We start from the raw sequence: 15,145 nt of genomic DNA, 5'->3' as shown, positions 1-15,145 counted from the left end.
ACCCTCCGGCCAAACGGTGGATACTGCCGCAAAGGCAGTAGCCCAGCAAAGAAAGGCAGTGATTCCTCATGCAGCCTCTACCCCTCGTGGCCTGGGTTTTTACGACCTTATTGTGCCTCCTTCTTGGTGTCGCACTTGCGGCAAGTAGAGGAAGTATCCCAATCAATCATTTCCTAGGTATCCGTATACCCGCGCTGAAACGCAGCGAAGCCGCGTGGCGTGCCGGGCACCGGGCCACGATAATCCCCACGGCACTCGCACTTGTACTGAGCCTTGTTTTTAGCATTCTCGGTCTGCTTGACCCTCTGGCATATGCGGGAACCATTATCGTTTTCGTGTGTGCCGTGATCTGGACGTTCATCGCTGCTTCGAAGGCCGCCCGCGCGCAGTGACCGTCCCGGCCGGAGCCCTCAGGCAAGGCAACAGCACCCACGACTGGACCTGACGAATACGTGTCAGCATGAACGAATCGACCGCAGAAGACACCATCAAGGGTTCTGGTATCCCGAGTTTTATTCTCTTCTCACCCTGGTTCCTTCAAGAACCTCAAAGTACTAGTCGGCATGCATTTTAGTTTCGGGTGCCTATTTTTGAAAGGTGTCCTATGTTAGGAAGCACTCGGCCCCCGTGTGGGGACCAAAGCACATGCTCGACGCTACTTGGTCAGCCGAAATCAAAGACTGAGTGGGGGAATCATGGGTTTCTTCGGTTGGATCAAACGCAGCATGGGCGGCGGAGGCGGGGTTGGCATCGATCTTTCAATCCCGTCGATTTCACTTGGGACGATCCGCATTTGCCGGTGAAAATCACCCTACAGGGACACAAGTCCGAGCCCCGAGTCGTGCAGAAGATTAATTTTACGTTGCGCGATAACGAAGAGACTGACACACAAAACTCGAGCGGACCGCGCGACTATGTGGTGGACCATCTCTGGGCACAAGAAGGTCCATGGGAGCTGACAGCGGATCAAGAACTGGTTCTCGAACTGCTCATGCCGCTGCCATTCAATGATCAGGACATCGCCACGGCCAAGGAAGCACTTACCGATACCCTGCCTGAGGGAAAAATGGGCAAATTCGTTGGTGGCATGTTTAGCATGGCCCTCCACGTACCCAAACATATCCGTCGATATCTCGTTCAGGCATCGGCGCACGTTGCAGGGGCAAAGCGGTCGGCCAAGGCAGGCAAGGACATCAGATTCGGTGGATCGTTCTATGAGATGCCAACCCGAATCACTTTTGGCGGGTAAAACCACGCCGAAATCCCTGATGAGCGCGCCGGTCTTGCCTGAGCACTCTCCCCCGTTACGGCTTGACCGTCCCGGTACCGCAACAGCAGGTTCATTCTTCCCGACCGTGCACTAAAGTTTAATCCAGAGCCCACCTACGGGGTCTAGTAACTACGTTGCACCCCGTCAACAGGAGGATCACATGGAGTTTGCCGACATACTGGGACGGATTCTGTTCACTGCGCTCATCGCCGTGATCTACATCGCGATCCTTTCCATGTTTGTACGCCGATTGCTCGGGGTCACCGTGGGGTGGGGCAGAATTATCGTGGCCGGCCTGATCGGACTCGGTGCCGAGGTTAGCTTCGAATCGCGTTTTGTCTGGCGAGATCCAAGCGCGGGTCTGGCACTGTTACCGGTACAGATCGGCATCGTGTTCATTGTTGCCACGTTGTTCTTGGTGCTGGCCGAACTCGTTCTTCCCTCGGGCACCATCATGCGTCCCGACCAATGGATCGCCTCACTAAGATCACGTTTCTCACGTACCCGGCGTTACGCCGAGGTTACCCGCATTGCCCTGTCCCACGGCATTCTTCCCGCCAAGCGTCCCAGCACCACATCGACACCGGAGGCCATTGCCGAGCGTACGGCCAACGGAAAGTCACTGCGTCTGGCGTTGCAGGAATCCGGGGTGGCCTTCGTGAAGTTCGGACAGGTGCTCTCCACCCGCGCAGAATTGCTACCGGCGGAGTACATCACAGAGCTTTCCAAACTTCAACAAGCCGTTCCTCCCGCGCCATGGGATCAAGTACGCGAGGTATTGGAATCCGGACTCGGTGAGGATATCGAAAGTGCGTTTGCCGAATTTGATCACGAACCGTTCGCCGCAGCCTCGATCGGGCAGGTTCACAAGGCAAGACTGCACACCGGCGAAATGGTTGCCGTGAAGGTCCAGCGCCCCGGAATCATTCCGGTGGTTGAACGTGATCTGGATATCACCATCCGCATGGCCAAAACTCTTGAGCGCTCCACCGACTGGGGCCGATCGTTGGGCATTGTGCAGATAGCAGAAAGCTTCGCCGATTCGCTGCGTGAGGAACTCGATTACGAGGTCGAGGCCATGAATATCGCCGCGCTACGTACCACCCAGTTACGGCACCCCGATTCCGAACGCGTCGAAATCCCCCAACATTACCCGGAATTCAGCGGCCAGCGGGTGCTGGTGATGCAGATGGTTTCCGGTGCCACGCTCAGTGCCCCGGGAACCATCGAAGGACTCTCCACGGAGCAGCGCACCAAGCAGGCCGCGGCCTTGTTCCGTTCAATGATGCATCAGATCATGGATGACGGAATCTTCCATGCCGACCTGCACCCGGGAAATATCGTGGTGCAACCCGATGGGAGCATCATGCTCCTTGACTTTGGTTCGGTCGGACGTTTGGACTCCGAACTACGCTCCCTGGTTGCCGAAGTCCTGTTGGCCTTCTACCGCGGTGATTCACGGGCCATCGGCGATGCCCTACTAGAAATGGCAACACTTCCTGAAGACTTCAATGAAGATATGCTCCGGCGTGAGCTGAGCCGTTTTGTCTCACGCTATATGGGTCCCGGTGCGGATGTGAAGGCCGAGGTGTTCACCATGTTGGTGGCGCTGTTGGCCAAGCACCGAATCGCGATACCCGGCGAACTTGCCGGGTCCTTCCGTGCCGTGGCGGTACTCGAAGGAACGCTGCGCCAGCTTGATCCGGACTTTGACTTGATCACCGAGGCCCGTGCCTATGGCAAGGCTCGCGCCAAGGATACCTTCCGGCCTTCCTCACTGCGTGAGGCACTGAACAATGAAGCACTTTCCCTGCTGCCGGTCCTCAAACGGATTCCCCGGCGCCTTGACGCGATCACCGGGGATTTAGAAGCCGGGCGACTTGGAATCAATATGCGCTTGCTGGCGCACCCGCAAGATCGCAAGATGGTCCGTTCGATGCTGCATGAGGCCATCTTGACTTTCTTGGCCGGGGTCACGGGGATCATGGCCACCATACTTTTGGTGAGCAATGGGGGCCCACAAGTCACCGAAAGCCTGACCCTGTACCAACTCTTCGGCTATACTCTGGTCATCTTCGCTACCATCTTCGCCTTGCGTGTGGTCTTTGATATCTTCCGGCGCCGGCGCGGAGAATAGCAATCCATCGTAGCTGCTACCCTTCGCGTGTCCTGTCCCATGAGCCAAATATTCGGTGCTGAGAAGACCTCTAAGTCCATGCCTCAACTAGTCCGCGTACCGCCTACCGATGCTGCACCGTTTACCTCTTCTACACTGCCGCCAAGAGGTCTACCGTTGGGCGCAGGACTTAGAAGGAGACGACGGTGAAAGAACGCACAGATTTTGGCACAAACCTGTTGGCACCGCTGCTTGATGGCAAGGCACTGGCCAAAGGGGATCCCGGTTTCGCGCAAGCCTGCAGCGGATTTAATACGGCACATTCAAGCAGCCCGGGCTCGTGGTCATGGCCGCTTCAACGGCCGACGTGGTGGCCGCTATCTGCCATGCCAAGGTCCGCGATCTACCGGTCGGCGTTCACTCGACGGGACACGGGTACGCGGGAAGCAGCACCGGGGGCATGCTCATCAATACCTCGAACATGCAGTCGCTAAGCGTGGATACATCCACCGGCAGCGCCAGGGCTGGTGCCGGGGTACGCTGGGAATCGGTGATCGCCCAGGCCGCACCACATGGACTGGCACCGCTGAACGGGTCCTCGCCCGATCTCGGGGTCATCGGTTACACCCTGGGCGGCGGCATGGGCCCGATGGGCAGGACCTTTGGTTTCGCCGCCGACCACGTCAACGCCATCGAAATAGTCACCAACGACGGTTCGCTGCAACATGTCACCGCCGACTCCGAGCCCGAACTCTTTTGGGCATTGTGCGGAGGCAAATGTGCGGTCGGTATCGTCACCAATATCGATTTCAATCTCATGCCGGTGCCAGAGGTCTACGGCGGGCCATCTTCTTTTCCCCGTCGGATGCCGCCGCCGTGCTTCACGCGTATGGCGACTGGGTGCGTTCGCTGCCCGAATCCACCACGGCATCCATTGCCCTGATCCGGTTGCCCAATGAGGAAGCGTTCCCTGCACCGTTGCGCGGCAAAACCAATGTGCACCTTCGCTATGTGCATGTTGGCGATGAGACGAGCGGGGCCGCGCTGCTGGCACCGTTGCTGCAAGCCGCGGCACCAGTGATCAACTTGGTGGGTATGATGCCGTATGCGGCAATCTCCTCGGTGCATCAGGACCCGTCCGACCCCATGCCCGGCTGGGACGGATCTCTATTGTTGCAGGAGCTTCCCCCGGCCGCCATCGATGCGCTGCTAGGTGCGGCCGGTCCACAGGTCGATGTTCCGCTCATTATTGCCGAGCTACGGCACCTCGGTGGTGCCTTCGCCCGTGGTCCGGTCGATGGCATCGCGGTGGGCGGTCGCGATGCGGCGTTCAATTTCGGCGTCATAGGTCCCTATCCGCCACATTTGCGAGATGTAGTGGACGCGGCAGCCAATGCGGTGCTCGATGCCCTGCGCCCATGGGCCCACGGCGGCACGCAAATCAACTTCGAGGGATTCGCGGCTGCACCGCAGGAGGTCCGCAAGGCCTGGGCCGAACCAACCCTGCGGCGGTTGCGTGCGGTCAAATCAGCATGGGATCCCGAGCAGCGCTTCAGCTTTGGGTACTCCTTAGACTGAGAGCCAGCGTCGACCGAATGGCCCGGCCGAGGATTAAGGAGCAATGCCCCGGCTACACCTCACCCACGGAAACCGAGGTTCGCTGCAAGAACTCGCATCGATAGTTCAAAGAGTTCGCTTGCATCGCTGAGCGTGTTCGGTCCGTATTGCCCAAATACCTCGAAGCTCACCGCGCCAAACAGGGCCGACCATACGCCCAGCCCTCTAGCTATCAGCCATCCCGGTGAATTGAGATCATACTCGGTCCGCAGAGCCTCGACATCCGCGGCCAACCCGGGCGATAAGCTCGGGACGGTCGGTGACGCCGTGATATCCCCGGCATTCCAAGCATCTTCAATAATTCCCATCAAGCGGACCACGACACGTGTTCCGGCTTCTACCGTTTGCCCGGCCGGTGCGTGGTAACCAGGAACCGGTGTCCCAAATAGCAGGCCATAGCGGGCGGGTTCGGCGATTGCCCAGGCGCGTACGGCCCGTGCGAGGAGCACAAACCTTTTCTCGGCCGCTAGTGGTGCTCGCTTCAAGGCCGTATCAACGGCATCTCCAAGATCGCTGTATGCCTCAACGACGAGCAGTGTCAGCAGTTCATCCCGGCTTGCAACGTAGCGATATACCGCGGAGGAGACGATACCCAGGTCCTTGGCCACGGCGCGAAGCGATAGCGCCGCGGCACCATGGCTGGCCAGTTGTTCGCGGGCCAAGCGCATGATTTCGGCCATGGTACGCTCGCGCGCAAGTTCACGTGGACTTCGTATTTCCTGCATAGTCCCATCCCACACCTTCTTAGTGAGCACAGTCAACTTAAGTGAGCACCGCTCTTGACTTTCGTGTCACTCAACTTCTAATCTACAAAAGAGAGCGATGCTCTCATTTGTAAACTCAGGAGAACTGCCCCATGCCCAACAAATATCTCGTCACAGGCGCCGGACCCATCGGATGCACCGTCGCGCTGACCCTGGCCAATCAGGGACACAACGTTACGCTCGCAAGCCGCTCCGGAAACGGCCCTGAACACCGCGGAATCAAGAAAATTCGCGCCGATGCCCTGCAACCTACCCAGCTAGACGCTGCTGTTGATGGTGCCAACGCGGTGTTTCACTGCATCCACGCCGCATACTCCGCCAAGGCGTGGGCACAGACGCTTCCTGTCGCCGAAGAAGCGATACTTGCACTGGCCGGGAAACATGGAATCCCGGTGATTTTTCCCGAAAGCCTCTACTCTTACTCAAAGCCCGGAGAAGTCATGAGGGAAGACTCACCGCGTAACGCAACAGGCGGCAAACGCGGGATTCGAACTGCTCTATTGCATGCCCGTGCCGCTTCAGACACCAATACCGTTTCGGTTGTGGCGTCCGACTATTACGGACCCTATGCGCAGATGGTGCATGCCGGAACACGAATGCTCGAAGCGGTCCATAGCGGTCGGCGGCTGGTTGCCGTTGGCAATCCGATAGTGCCTCATTCATTCACCTTCCTGCCAGATCTTGCCGCCGCGATGATTCGTGCGGCGCTGCGCGAGGATCTGTGGAACAACGTGCTTCATGCGCCAACCGCTCCCCCGGCCAGTCAACAAGCCATGCTCGAGGCTTTCGCCGAAGCGGCGGGACGTCCCGCACCCAAGATATCGGGAATCTCAGGCCATCTCCTGCGCGCGGCCGGACTGGTTCATCCGGCGACCCGTGAATTGGCAGAAATGGCGTACCAGTTCGATAAACCCTTTGCGATGAACTCCGCGCACAGCCAAGCGCTCCTCGGATTATCCCCCACGCTGCTGGCCGAGGGAGCACGCAGAACCGTTGAATGGTGGCGTAAATCCTAAGCCCACTAAGCCTGAGGGCTACGGTGCGCGATCCGGAATATCCGCCCCAAATATCAGTTGGATGGGAACGAAAAAGGTCTCCGACCGAAGTCGGAGACCTTTTTCATTTGGTGGAGGTAAGGGGATTCGAACCCCTGACCTTCTGCATGCCATGCAGACGCGCTACCAACTGCGCCATACCCCCAAATGGGAGCCACCCTTGCGAGCAACTCATCCATCATAGGCCACGATTAACACGTGGCGCAAATCGAGGACTCTTAGAGGGAGTCGGGCAGGGTTTCAACGTGTGACATGTCGCTTGCCGGCTCACCGGTGGTCGGCAGCTCGATCAGTGGGCAGTCGCCCCACAGTCGCTCGAGTGCGTAGAAGACACGGTCTTCGTTGTGCTGGACGTGAATGACGACGTCCGCGTAGTCAAGCAGTACCCAGCGACCGGCACCGCGGCCTTCACGGCGTACCGGGCGGATATCGAAGAGCTCGTCGAGCTTGTCTTCGATCTCATCAACGATGGCGTTGACCTGGCGCTCGGAGGCTGCCGAGGCGATCAGGAAGGCATCTGTGACACCAAGGCGTTCGGAAACATCAAGGGCTACAAGGTTTTCGGCAAGCTTGTCTGCTGCGGCCAAGGCAGCTGCCTTGACCAGGTTCAGGGAATGTTCGTGGGCGCTCATGGGGGTTCTCCTTGAGAAAATTGTTTGCGACCTTCGTGGGGGCGCTAGTTTGAGTTCAGGATCATAATGAGACCGGCAACTAACGCCGCGCCTCCGACGGACAGGGCCGCAATCACCATCAGGTACATGTTGTTGGCACGGCGCATACCGGCGGTTTGCGCGTCAAGTGGTTCAAGTCCCTGTGCGCGAACGGCACGCACCGGGGGGTGAGTCACCTCGGGCTCAACGTCGGGGGCCGGGGCCTGCACCTTGGGTGCTGGCTTGGCCGCCGTAGCTGCCGCAGGAGCGGACTTAGCCGCCGCCTTTGGCTTGGTGGCAGCTGGACCGGTTTGAGGGGCCCTTGCTGCCGATGCTGCTGCAGCAGCGGGTTTCGCTCCGGTTGCCTTGGACGCAACGGGAGCTGCCTGGGCCGGAGTAGCAGCCGCAGGCTTTTCAGCAGGTTTAGCCGTGGGTGCTGGCGCACTAACGGCCGAGTTCTTGGGGGCTCCGGCTTTGGACGCCGGAGCCTTGGTTACCGGTGCTTTGGGTGCAACAGTGGGTGAAGATTTTGCGGGCGCCTCAACGATGGTGCCCTGATCGGTCATGGAAATGTGGAAGCCACGTGTTTCCGGACCGCTAATTCCCGTATTGATGAAGGCACGTTCGCTGTCTTCATCACGTAGGTGATGCATGGCCCCGGTGAACGGGTCAGAACGACGTGCCCCGGCGCGCGCAGAATTTGATTCTTCGAGGCGTTGGCGCTCGGCCGCGCGACGACCAATAATTGCCGCACGGGCAGCGAGTTCACGCTGTTGGGCGAGTACCTCAAGGTCTACGTCCCCCAGATCCTCCTGAACTGGTGTCGGAGCCGGATTTATGGGTGCTCCGCCACCGGACCGACGACGCAGGGCAAGTGCTTCTTCAACGCTTACCTGCTCGACCTCGGGTACTGATTTTCCTGCGGCAGGTTTTGCCACGGATTTAGCCGTTGCAGGTGTGCCGGCTGGTGCCTTGGAATCGGAAGGCTTACCAGCCACCGGCTTACCAGCCACCGGCTTGCCGGCCGCTGGTTTAGCAGTACCCGGCGTCGCGGCCTTCGGTGCGCTGGCAACATTGCCTGCTGCTTCCTGAAGCATCTGCAGTCGCAATTGCTTACGTGTCAGCGGGGCCGGATCGTCCCCGGGCGACGGCTCGTTTACTGAAAGATTCGAAACTTCTTGCTCGAGGCGGCGGCGCGTGCGTAGTGCTTCACGATCACGGGCGCGTTGCAGAGTTGCACGTTCAGGAAGTGCGTCGACTTCCCCTCCCGCTGCGCGACGGCTTCGGGTCGGTATCTGCGCTGAGTCTGCAGCAGGTTCAACAGTCTTGGAGGTGGTGACTGGCGCCACTGACGCTGGTTGTGCCGCGGCAGGCTTCGCCGCTGCCGGGGTGGCCTTTGGCGCGGCAGTATCCGGGGCTGCCGGTTTTACTGCAGGCTTTGCCGCGGCCAGTTTAGCAGCGGTTGGCTTTGCGGCCACCGGCTTGGATGCGGCTGGCTTAGCAGCTGCAGGTTTAGCCGCAGTGGCCTGAGGCGCACTTACCGCTGGATTCGCGGCAGGGCTCTGAGCCGGAGCAGGCACTGCCGGAGTGATTCCGGTCGATGGCGCTGGCGTACGGCCCAGTTCCTCTGCCTCACGGGCAAGCTGGGCTTCGGCCTCGGCACGGCGCTGCTCACGCAGGGCTCGCCTGCTGAGCGCGGGCCCGGTCTCGTCGCTCATCTTGTCCATTTCCCGACCATGAATTACTTCTGGCCGTTTACTGCGTAGTTCTTATCGTTGTAAAGCTTGTACTTGCCGATGTACTGGACCACGCCGTCCGGTACCAAATACCACACCGGATGCCCCGTGCGAACACGTTCGCGGCAATCGGTGGAAGAAATTGCCATGGCTGGCACTTCCATCAATGACACATCATTGCGATCAAGCATTGGAAGTTCGTGCCCGGGTCGGGTGACACCCACAAAGTGTGCAAGTGTCCACAGTTCCTCGGCATCCTTCCAACTCATGATCTTTGCCATCGCATCGGCACCGGTGATAAAGAATAACTCGGCATCCGGGCGCTGGGCGCGCAAGTCGCGCAGCGTATCGATGGTGTAGGTCGGGCCGGGACGATCAATATCCACCCGACTGACAGTAAAGCGTGGGTTCGCGGCGGTAGCGATCACCGTCATCAAGTAACGGTGTTCGGCCTCGGCAACTTCACGATCGGATTTCTGCCAGGGTGTGCCGGTAGGCACGAACACCACTTCATCAAGGTCGAACACCGAGGCAACCTCGCTGGCGGCAACCAAGTGACCGTGGTGGATTGGATCGAAGGTACCGCCCATGACGCCTAGGCGAAATGGGCGGTCCGTACGCTCGGCCGCTAAACGACTACTGATGGCCGTGCTTGTTAGCGTGCTGGCGGTGCGTGTCTTCCGGCTCTGCCTTGACCTGGTGGCGGTTGCCAACATTGGTGTAAGACATGGTGATCAGCAGCATCAGCATGAACAGGAGGAAGATGCCGCCACCGATGATCAAAGCCATGGTACCGGTGGGGATGCCGCCGGTGGACTCCGATGCAAGGATTGCCGCGTTCAGGGACTGGGTAAACATGTTTCTCCAGGATGTTGTGTGCCGGGCATGCTCGATGCGCACAGCACGGTGTTCAAACTATTTATCTTCTTAGCATCTATCGTACCCACTTTGGGCCGAGGCTAAGAACGAACATGCCCATCACCTTGGACAATCCACTTGGTGGTTGTCAGTTCGCGAAGCCCCATCGGGCCACGAGCATGCATTTTTTGGGTCGAAATGCCTACTTCGGCGCCCAGACCCAGCTGTCCACCATCGGTGAAACGCGTCGAGGCGTTCACGATGACGGCTGCCGAATCAACCTCGGCAATGAATCTTTCGGCATGAGCCAGGTTATTGGTCAAGATTGCCTCGGTATGCCCGGTGCTGTGCGCACGAATGTGGCTAATAGCACCATCGAGGTCATCAACTATGGCCACCGAAAGATCAAGATCCATGTATTCGGTGTCCCAATCGGCAGCAGTTGCAGCAACCGTGGGGATCTCTCCGGCAAGTGCTACCGCACGCTCGTCGGCGTGCAGCGTGACCCCGGCCTTGGCCAGCGCGGCAAGAACCTGTGGTGCCGCAGCGGCCTTGGCATTGATCAGCAGGGTTTCAACGGTATTGCAGACCGAGGGACGCTGGGTCTTGGCGTTGAGCAGGATCGGCACTGCCATCTGCGCATCGGCCGATTCATCAAGATAAATGTGCACATTACCTTCACCGGTTTCAATGACCGGGACACTCGCGGTGGTGAGCACTCGCTGGATCAGTTCGCGGCCTCCACGTGGGATCAAGACGTCAATCTTGCCGCGGGCACCCATCATGGCATCTGCTCCCTCGCGGCCGTAGGCATCAACCGAGGTTACCGAATCGGCGGGCAGTCCAACGGATTCAAGCGCATCACGGATCAGACCCAGCAATGCCTTATTTGATTCTGCAGCAGCACTGCCACCACGCAGCAACACAGCGTTGCCACTTTTGAGGGCCAATCCTGCAATATCAACAGTAACGTTGGGGCGCGCCTCATAGATGGCACCGATGACACCCATTGGAACGTGAACCTGACGTAGGCGCAGACCATTGGGCAGGGTTTGTCCACGCAGCACGGTTCCTACCGGGTCCGGCAATCCGGCAAGTTCTTCAAGGGCCGAAATCAGCCCATCGACTCGCTCATTGGTCAGTCGCAGGCGATCCAGCATGGCCTGCGAGGTGCCGTTGGCGCGGCCGCTTTCAATGTCTTTTGCATTTTCGGCGATCACATAGGCGCGCTTTTCGTCAAGGGCCGTTGCTATGGCTAGTAGCGCGCGGTCCTTCCAGTTGCGGTCGGCACGGGCCAGGACGCGAGAGGCCAAGCGGGCGCGGTCAGCCATCGCTGCTACAGCCGCAACTGCCGGCGATGGTTGGAGGTCCGTCGATGCATCGTCGCTCTGCAGGGGGTTTTCATTGACTATCTGGCTCATGTACTCAAGTCTACGCAAGAAGCATCATGGCCCGCCCCTTTGTGTTAAGGGAGCGAGCCATGATTGATACGAAACCTGAAATTACTGTCCTGCTACACCGAGCATGATTTTAGACGACCACTAGGTCATCGACGTGCACCACTGCACGTTCATAACCGCTACCTAGCGCGCCGGCTAGTTCGTGGGTTGAGCGTCCCAGCATTTGTGGCAGCTCGGCTGATGAGTAGTTCACCAATCCGCGCGCCACCACGGTGCCGCTTGCATCGGTAATTTCTACGGCGTCTCCGGCTTCAAAGGAACCGTGTAACCCGGTAATGCCTGCGGGCAACAGCGAGGCAACGCCCGAGGAAATTGCCTTCACGGCACCCGGATCAAGCAGGAGCCGCCCCTGCGTTGCTGCAAGGTGGGCGAGCCACAGCATGCGTGTTGAACGGCGTCCCCCGCGGGCGGAGAACCAGGTTCCCACGTTTTCTCCAGCCAGTGCGGCTGCCGCATTGGCCGTTGAGGTGACAAGCGTTGGAATACCGGATTCGGCGCTCATGGTTGCCGCCTCCACCTTGGTGGCCATACCCCCGGTACCCAGCCCTGCACCACCGGTAGATCCAATGCTCACCGTTGCTAGGTCTTCTGCGCTATCGACCCTATCGATGCGCACTCCCCCATCATTAGGTGGTGCGTCATAGACGGCATCAACGTCGGAGAGCAGCATCAGCGCATCGGCCTTAACCAGGTGAGCCACCAGTGCGGCGAGCCGATCATTATCGCCAAAACGAATTTCATGGGTGGCCACAGTGTCATTTTCGTTCACGATGGGCACCACGCCCAGGGCCAGCAAGCGGTTTAATGCACGGAATGCATTTGCGTATTGCTGGCGACGGATCAGATCATCTGCGGTGAGCAGCACCTGCCCCACGGTGACACCATGAGCGGCAAACGCCTGAGTGTATTTGGCCATGAGTAGTCCCTGGCCCACCGAGGCTGCCGCCTGCTGGGTGGCCAAATCGCGCGGCCGACGTCCCAGGTTCAGTGGTGCGAGCCCGGCGGCAATAGCACCGGAGGAAACCAAGATCAGTTGGGTTCCCGCGGTGGCACTTGCCGCCAAGCGATCCACAAGATTGGATAGCGATTCCTCGGAGATTCCGCCATTAAGCGTTGTCAGCGACGAGGACCCGACCTTCACAACAATGCGTGAAGCACTGGGAATCTCGTGGCGTTCATTAATGCCCGAAGGCAGGTGATTGGCTCGCACCATCAGGTCCTACTCTCCCTTTTTCGGAAGCTCGTGCTTGTAGTTCACCGACTCGGTCCAGATGCCGGCCTTGCGCTCCGCTTCAAGCTCGGCGCGTGTTGCAGCCTTGGCATCCTTACGTTGTGCGTGAAGTGCCTTCTTTTCATCACGTGAGGGGCGTGCACCGTATTCGGCAAGACGCTCATCCTGGCCACGGCGTGAACCCAGGAGTTCGGCGCCGGCAGCCATCGTTGGCTCCCAGTCAAAGACAACAGCGTCATCGTGCGAACCAATGACTACCGCGTCTCCCGCCTGAGCACCAACCTTGTAGAGCTGATTCTCGACGCCAAGCTTGGCCAGGCGGTCAGCGAGATAGCCAACAGCTTCGTCGTTGCGGAAGTCGGTCTGCTGAATCCAGCGCTCGGGCTTTTCACCGATGACGCGGTAGAGCGGTTCTAGGTTGCGCTCTTCCTTGCGGATAAAGAAGCCCTGGCGGTTCACCGCACGGGGGCGGATGACGGGGACCGGAACAATTTCCGGTGCTGCCTCAAGCTTGGCGCGAGCCTCTAGGACAAGTTCTGCCATCGCGAAGGAAAGTTCGCGCAGGCCCTCACGGCTCATGGCGGAGACCTCAAAGACGCGGTAGCCGCGCTTTTCAAGTTCCGGTCGCACGAATTCTGCCATGTCACGCCCGTCGGGCATATCAACCTTGTTCAGGGCGATCAACCGTGGGCGTTCGTTCAGCGGGATGATCTGACCATCGGCACCGGCAAATGAGGAGTCGGTCTCGTAGGCGTCAAGCTCGGCCTGGATGATATCCAAATCGGTGACCGGGTCGCGGTCGGCTTCCAACGCACCACAGTCAAGCACGTGTACCAGTGCTGCACAGCGTTCAACGTGGCGCAGGAATTCGTGGCCCAAGCCCTTACCCTGGGAGGCTCCGGGGATCAGACCCGGGACATCGGCTACGGTGTAGCGGGTTTCTCCGGCCTCAACCACACCAAGGTTTGGAACCAGGGTGGTGAAAGGGTAATCGGCGATCTTGGGGCGAGCGGCCGAAAGCGCCGCGATCAGCGAGGACTTGCCAGCCGATGGGTAACCCACCAGGGCAACGTCGGCAACCGATTTCAGTTCAAGGACAATTTCTGCCTTGCCGCCAGGAATACCCAGCAGGGCAAAGCCCGGTGCCTTGCGCTTTTGGCTGGAAAGTCCGGCGTTACCCAGGCCGCCCATGCCACCGGCGGAGGCAATGTATTCGGTGCCATCACCAATCAGGTCGGCAAGGATTTCGCCATCGCGGCTCTTGACGACGGTTCCTTCGGGAACCGGAAGAATAAGAGTTTCACCGTTTTTGCCCGGGCGCAGATCGCCCTTGCCGCCTTCGCCGTTTCCGGCATGACGGTGCGGTGAGTGGTGGTAGGACAGCAGCGTGGTGGTTTGCGAGTCAACACGCAGGATGACGTCTCCGCCGTTACCGCCGGAGCCTCCATCGGGACCACCGAGAGGCTTGAACTTTTCGCGTTTGATGGAGACACAGCCGTGTCCACCGGTACCACCGGAGACATGGAGGACCACTCGGTCAATAAAGGCTGCCACGGGTTGAAGCTCCTAGCAAAAAGGGGGTGATGCGGTTCTACCGGAACGCTAGCCAAAGCGAGTGGTTAAAACCCTAATGATCTTATAAAACCACATAGAGGGTGAGCCGTGCGGCCCACCCTCTATGTGTAATGAATGCGGTTATGCGCTAATTAGTCAGCGATAACGATGTTCACGACGCGACGACCACGACGGGTGCCGAATTCGACGGCCCCGGCCTGCAGTGCGAACAGGGTGTCGTCCTTGCCACGACCCACGCCGGCGCCCGGGTGGAAGTGGGTGCCACGCTGGCGAACAATGATTTCGCCGGCCGATACAACCTGGCCACCGAAGCGCTTGACGCCAAGGTACTGTGGGTTGGAATCGCGGCCGTTACGAGTGGAGCTTGCGCCCTTCTTACTTGCCATGGAATGTGCCTACCTTCAGGTAATGAGAATTCTTGGAATCAACCGCAATTAAGCGATCGAGGTGACCTTGACCTGGGTCAGTGAAGCGCGGAAACCCTGACGGCGCTTGTAACCGGTCTTGTTCTTGTACTTCTGGATGACAATCTTCTCACCACGAAGGTTCCCAATGACCTCAGCGGTCACCTTTACCTGGGCAAGTTCTTCGACTGCCGAAGTTACCTTTTCGCCATCAACCAGCAGCAAGGCTGGGAGTTCGATGGAGGCGCCTGAGGCAGCCTTCAGGCGATCAAGGGTAATGAGGTCTCCAACAGAGACCTTTTCCTGGCGGCCGCCAGCGCGGACAATTGCGTACACCACGTGGGTACTCACTTCTACTCGACGTTCAATATGTCTTACTGCGCATCACTACCTCAACTACTAACGAGGA

At 59.1% G+C, this 15,145-nt stretch carries 16 protein-coding genes and 1 tRNA gene; 6 read left to right on the top strand and 11 right to left on the bottom strand.

Going from position 1 to position 15,145, the window contains the following annotated elements:
• Window positions 1-68 precede the first annotated feature (68 nt).
• The 5 genes from CQ018_RS08185 to CQ018_RS08165 all read left to right on the top strand — a co-directional run bounded on the left by CQ018_RS08185 (window position 69) and on the right by CQ018_RS08165 (window position 4,964).
• Complete coding sequence (locus CQ018_RS08185; RefSeq protein WP_105549505.1) at window positions 69-392, top strand: SdpI family protein; 324 nt, start codon at window positions 69-71, stop codon at window positions 390-392.
• A 449-nt stretch (window positions 393-841) separates the two neighbouring features.
• Window positions 842-1,249 (top strand): hypothetical protein, encoded by a 408-nt coding sequence (locus CQ018_RS08180; RefSeq protein WP_146111850.1) that lies wholly within the window; start codon window positions 842-844, stop codon window positions 1,247-1,249.
• Between the two features lie 181 nt (window positions 1,250-1,430).
• Window positions 1,431-3,407 (top strand): AarF/ABC1/UbiB kinase family protein, encoded by a 1,977-nt coding sequence (locus CQ018_RS08175; RefSeq protein ID WP_105549503.1) that lies wholly within the window; start codon window positions 1,431-1,433, stop codon window positions 3,405-3,407.
• A 319-nt stretch (window positions 3,408-3,726) separates the two neighbouring features.
• Window positions 3,727-4,329: an FAD-binding oxidoreductase gene (locus CQ018_RS08170; RefSeq protein ID WP_105549502.1), complete on the top strand. Its 603-nt coding sequence runs from the start codon at window positions 3,727-3,729 to the stop codon at window positions 4,327-4,329.
• Entirely contained in the window at window positions 4,263-4,964 is a 702-nt protein-coding gene (locus CQ018_RS08165; RefSeq protein WP_181149795.1) for a hypothetical protein, read from the top strand. The genes CQ018_RS08170 and CQ018_RS08165 overlap by 67 nt, the downstream gene beginning before the upstream one ends.
• Before the next feature lie 59 nt (window positions 4,965-5,023).
• Here the strand turns inward: CQ018_RS08165 and CQ018_RS08160 are convergent, their stop codons facing one another.
• Window positions 5,024-5,728 carry a TetR/AcrR family transcriptional regulator gene (locus CQ018_RS08160; RefSeq protein WP_105549500.1) on the bottom strand — a complete coding sequence of 235 codons (705 nt, stop codon included), beginning with the start codon at window positions 5,726-5,728 and terminating at the stop codon, window positions 5,024-5,026.
• Window positions 5,729-5,859: 131 nt separating this feature from the next.
• On the opposite strand from CQ018_RS08160, the gene CQ018_RS08155 reads away from it, so the two are divergent.
• Window positions 5,860-6,783, top strand: coding sequence for an NAD-dependent epimerase/dehydratase family protein (locus CQ018_RS08155; RefSeq protein WP_105549499.1), 924 nt, complete (start codon window positions 5,860-5,862; stop codon window positions 6,781-6,783).
• Between the two features lie 108 nt (window positions 6,784-6,891).
• Here CQ018_RS08155 and CQ018_RS08150 read toward each other — a convergent pair.
• The 10 genes from CQ018_RS08150 to rplU all read right to left on the bottom strand — a co-directional run bounded on the left by CQ018_RS08150 (window position 6,892) and on the right by rplU (window position 15,075).
• Window positions 6,892-6,967 (bottom strand) — tRNA-Ala (locus CQ018_RS08150).
• 73 nt (window positions 6,968-7,040) lie between these two features.
• The gene (rsfS, locus tag CQ018_RS08145) at window positions 7,041-7,454 is read right to left on the bottom strand and encodes a ribosome silencing factor (protein ID WP_105549498.1); all 414 of its coding nucleotides are present in this window, start codon (window positions 7,452-7,454) and stop codon (window positions 7,041-7,043) included.
• Between the two features lie 44 nt (window positions 7,455-7,498).
• Window positions 7,499-9,199, bottom strand: a complete 1,701-nt coding sequence (locus CQ018_RS20690; RefSeq protein WP_146111848.1) for a hypothetical protein — start codon at window positions 9,197-9,199, stop codon at window positions 7,499-7,501.
• Window positions 9,200-9,213: 14 nt separating this feature from the next.
• The gene (nadD, locus tag CQ018_RS08125; protein ID WP_374954182.1) at window positions 9,214-9,924 is read right to left on the bottom strand and encodes a nicotinate-nucleotide adenylyltransferase; all 711 of its coding nucleotides are present in this window, start codon (window positions 9,922-9,924) and stop codon (window positions 9,214-9,216) included.
• Window positions 9,845-10,066 carry a hypothetical protein gene (locus CQ018_RS08120; protein ID WP_105549494.1) on the bottom strand — a complete coding sequence of 74 codons (222 nt, stop codon included), beginning with the start codon at window positions 10,064-10,066 and terminating at the stop codon, window positions 9,845-9,847. The genes nadD and CQ018_RS08120 overlap by 80 nt, the downstream gene beginning before the upstream one ends.
• A 101-nt stretch (window positions 10,067-10,167) precedes the next feature.
• A complete protein-coding gene (locus CQ018_RS08115) occupies window positions 10,168-11,487 on the bottom strand; it encodes a glutamate-5-semialdehyde dehydrogenase (protein WP_105549493.1) in 1,320 nt (439 codons plus the stop codon).
• A gap of 109 nt (window positions 11,488-11,596) precedes the next feature.
• Window positions 11,597-12,739: a glutamate 5-kinase gene (gene proB, locus CQ018_RS08110; protein WP_105549492.1), complete on the bottom strand. Its 1,143-nt coding sequence runs from the start codon at window positions 12,737-12,739 to the stop codon at window positions 11,597-11,599.
• Between the two features lie 6 nt (window positions 12,740-12,745).
• The gene (gene obgE / locus CQ018_RS08105; RefSeq protein ID WP_105549491.1) at window positions 12,746-14,311 is read right to left on the bottom strand and encodes a GTPase ObgE; all 1,566 of its coding nucleotides are present in this window, start codon (window positions 14,309-14,311) and stop codon (window positions 12,746-12,748) included.
• A 152-nt stretch (window positions 14,312-14,463) separates the two neighbouring features.
• Window positions 14,464-14,718: a 50S ribosomal protein L27 gene (gene rpmA, locus CQ018_RS08100; RefSeq protein ID WP_105549490.1), complete on the bottom strand. Its 255-nt coding sequence runs from the start codon at window positions 14,716-14,718 to the stop codon at window positions 14,464-14,466.
• 48 nt (window positions 14,719-14,766) lie between these two features.
• The gene (rplU, locus tag CQ018_RS08095; protein ID WP_105549817.1) at window positions 14,767-15,075 is read right to left on the bottom strand and encodes a 50S ribosomal protein L21; all 309 of its coding nucleotides are present in this window, start codon (window positions 15,073-15,075) and stop codon (window positions 14,767-14,769) included.
• Window positions 15,076-15,145 lie beyond the last annotated feature (70 nt).

Origin of the sequence: Arthrobacter sp. MYb227, assembly GCF_002975435.1 — a bacterium.
GTDB lineage: Bacteria > Actinomycetota > Actinomycetes > Actinomycetales > Micrococcaceae > Paeniglutamicibacter.
This window is presented reverse-complemented; position numbering and strand designations above follow the sequence as displayed.

Excerpts from the sequence above, each read along its gene's own strand:
- CQ018_RS08185 (WP_105549505.1), top strand. The coding sequence starts at position 69 with ATGCAGCCTCTACCCCTCGTGGCCTGGGTTTTTACGACCTTATTGTGC.
- CQ018_RS08175 (WP_105549503.1), top strand. The coding sequence starts at position 1,431 with ATGGAGTTTGCCGACATACTGGGACGGATTCTGTTCACTGCGCTCATC.
- CQ018_RS08160 (WP_105549500.1), bottom strand. The coding sequence starts at position 5,728 with ATGCAGGAAATACGAAGTCCACGTGAACTTGCGCGCGAGCGTACCATG.
- CQ018_RS08155 (WP_105549499.1), top strand. The coding sequence starts at position 5,860 with ATGCCCAACAAATATCTCGTCACAGGCGCCGGACCCATCGGATGCACC.
- rsfS (WP_105549498.1), bottom strand. The coding sequence starts at position 7,454 with ATGAGCGCCCACGAACATTCCCTGAACCTGGTCAAGGCAGCTGCCTTG.
- CQ018_RS20690 (WP_146111848.1), bottom strand. The coding sequence starts at position 9,199 with ATGGACAAGATGAGCGACGAGACCGGGCCCGCGCTCAGCAGGCGAGCC.
- nadD (WP_374954182.1), bottom strand. The coding sequence starts at position 9,924 with ATGTTGGCAACCGCCACCAGGTCAAGGCAGAGCCGGAAGACACGCACC.
- CQ018_RS08120 (WP_105549494.1), bottom strand. The coding sequence starts at position 10,066 with ATGTTTACCCAGTCCCTGAACGCGGCAATCCTTGCATCGGAGTCCACC.
- CQ018_RS08115 (WP_105549493.1), bottom strand. The coding sequence starts at position 11,487 with ATGAGCCAGATAGTCAATGAAAACCCCCTGCAGAGCGACGATGCATCG.
- proB (WP_105549492.1), bottom strand. The coding sequence starts at position 12,739 with ATGGTGCGAGCCAATCACCTGCCTTCGGGCATTAATGAACGCCACGAG.
- rpmA (WP_105549490.1), bottom strand. The coding sequence starts at position 14,718 with ATGGCAAGTAAGAAGGGCGCAAGCTCCACTCGTAACGGCCGCGATTCC.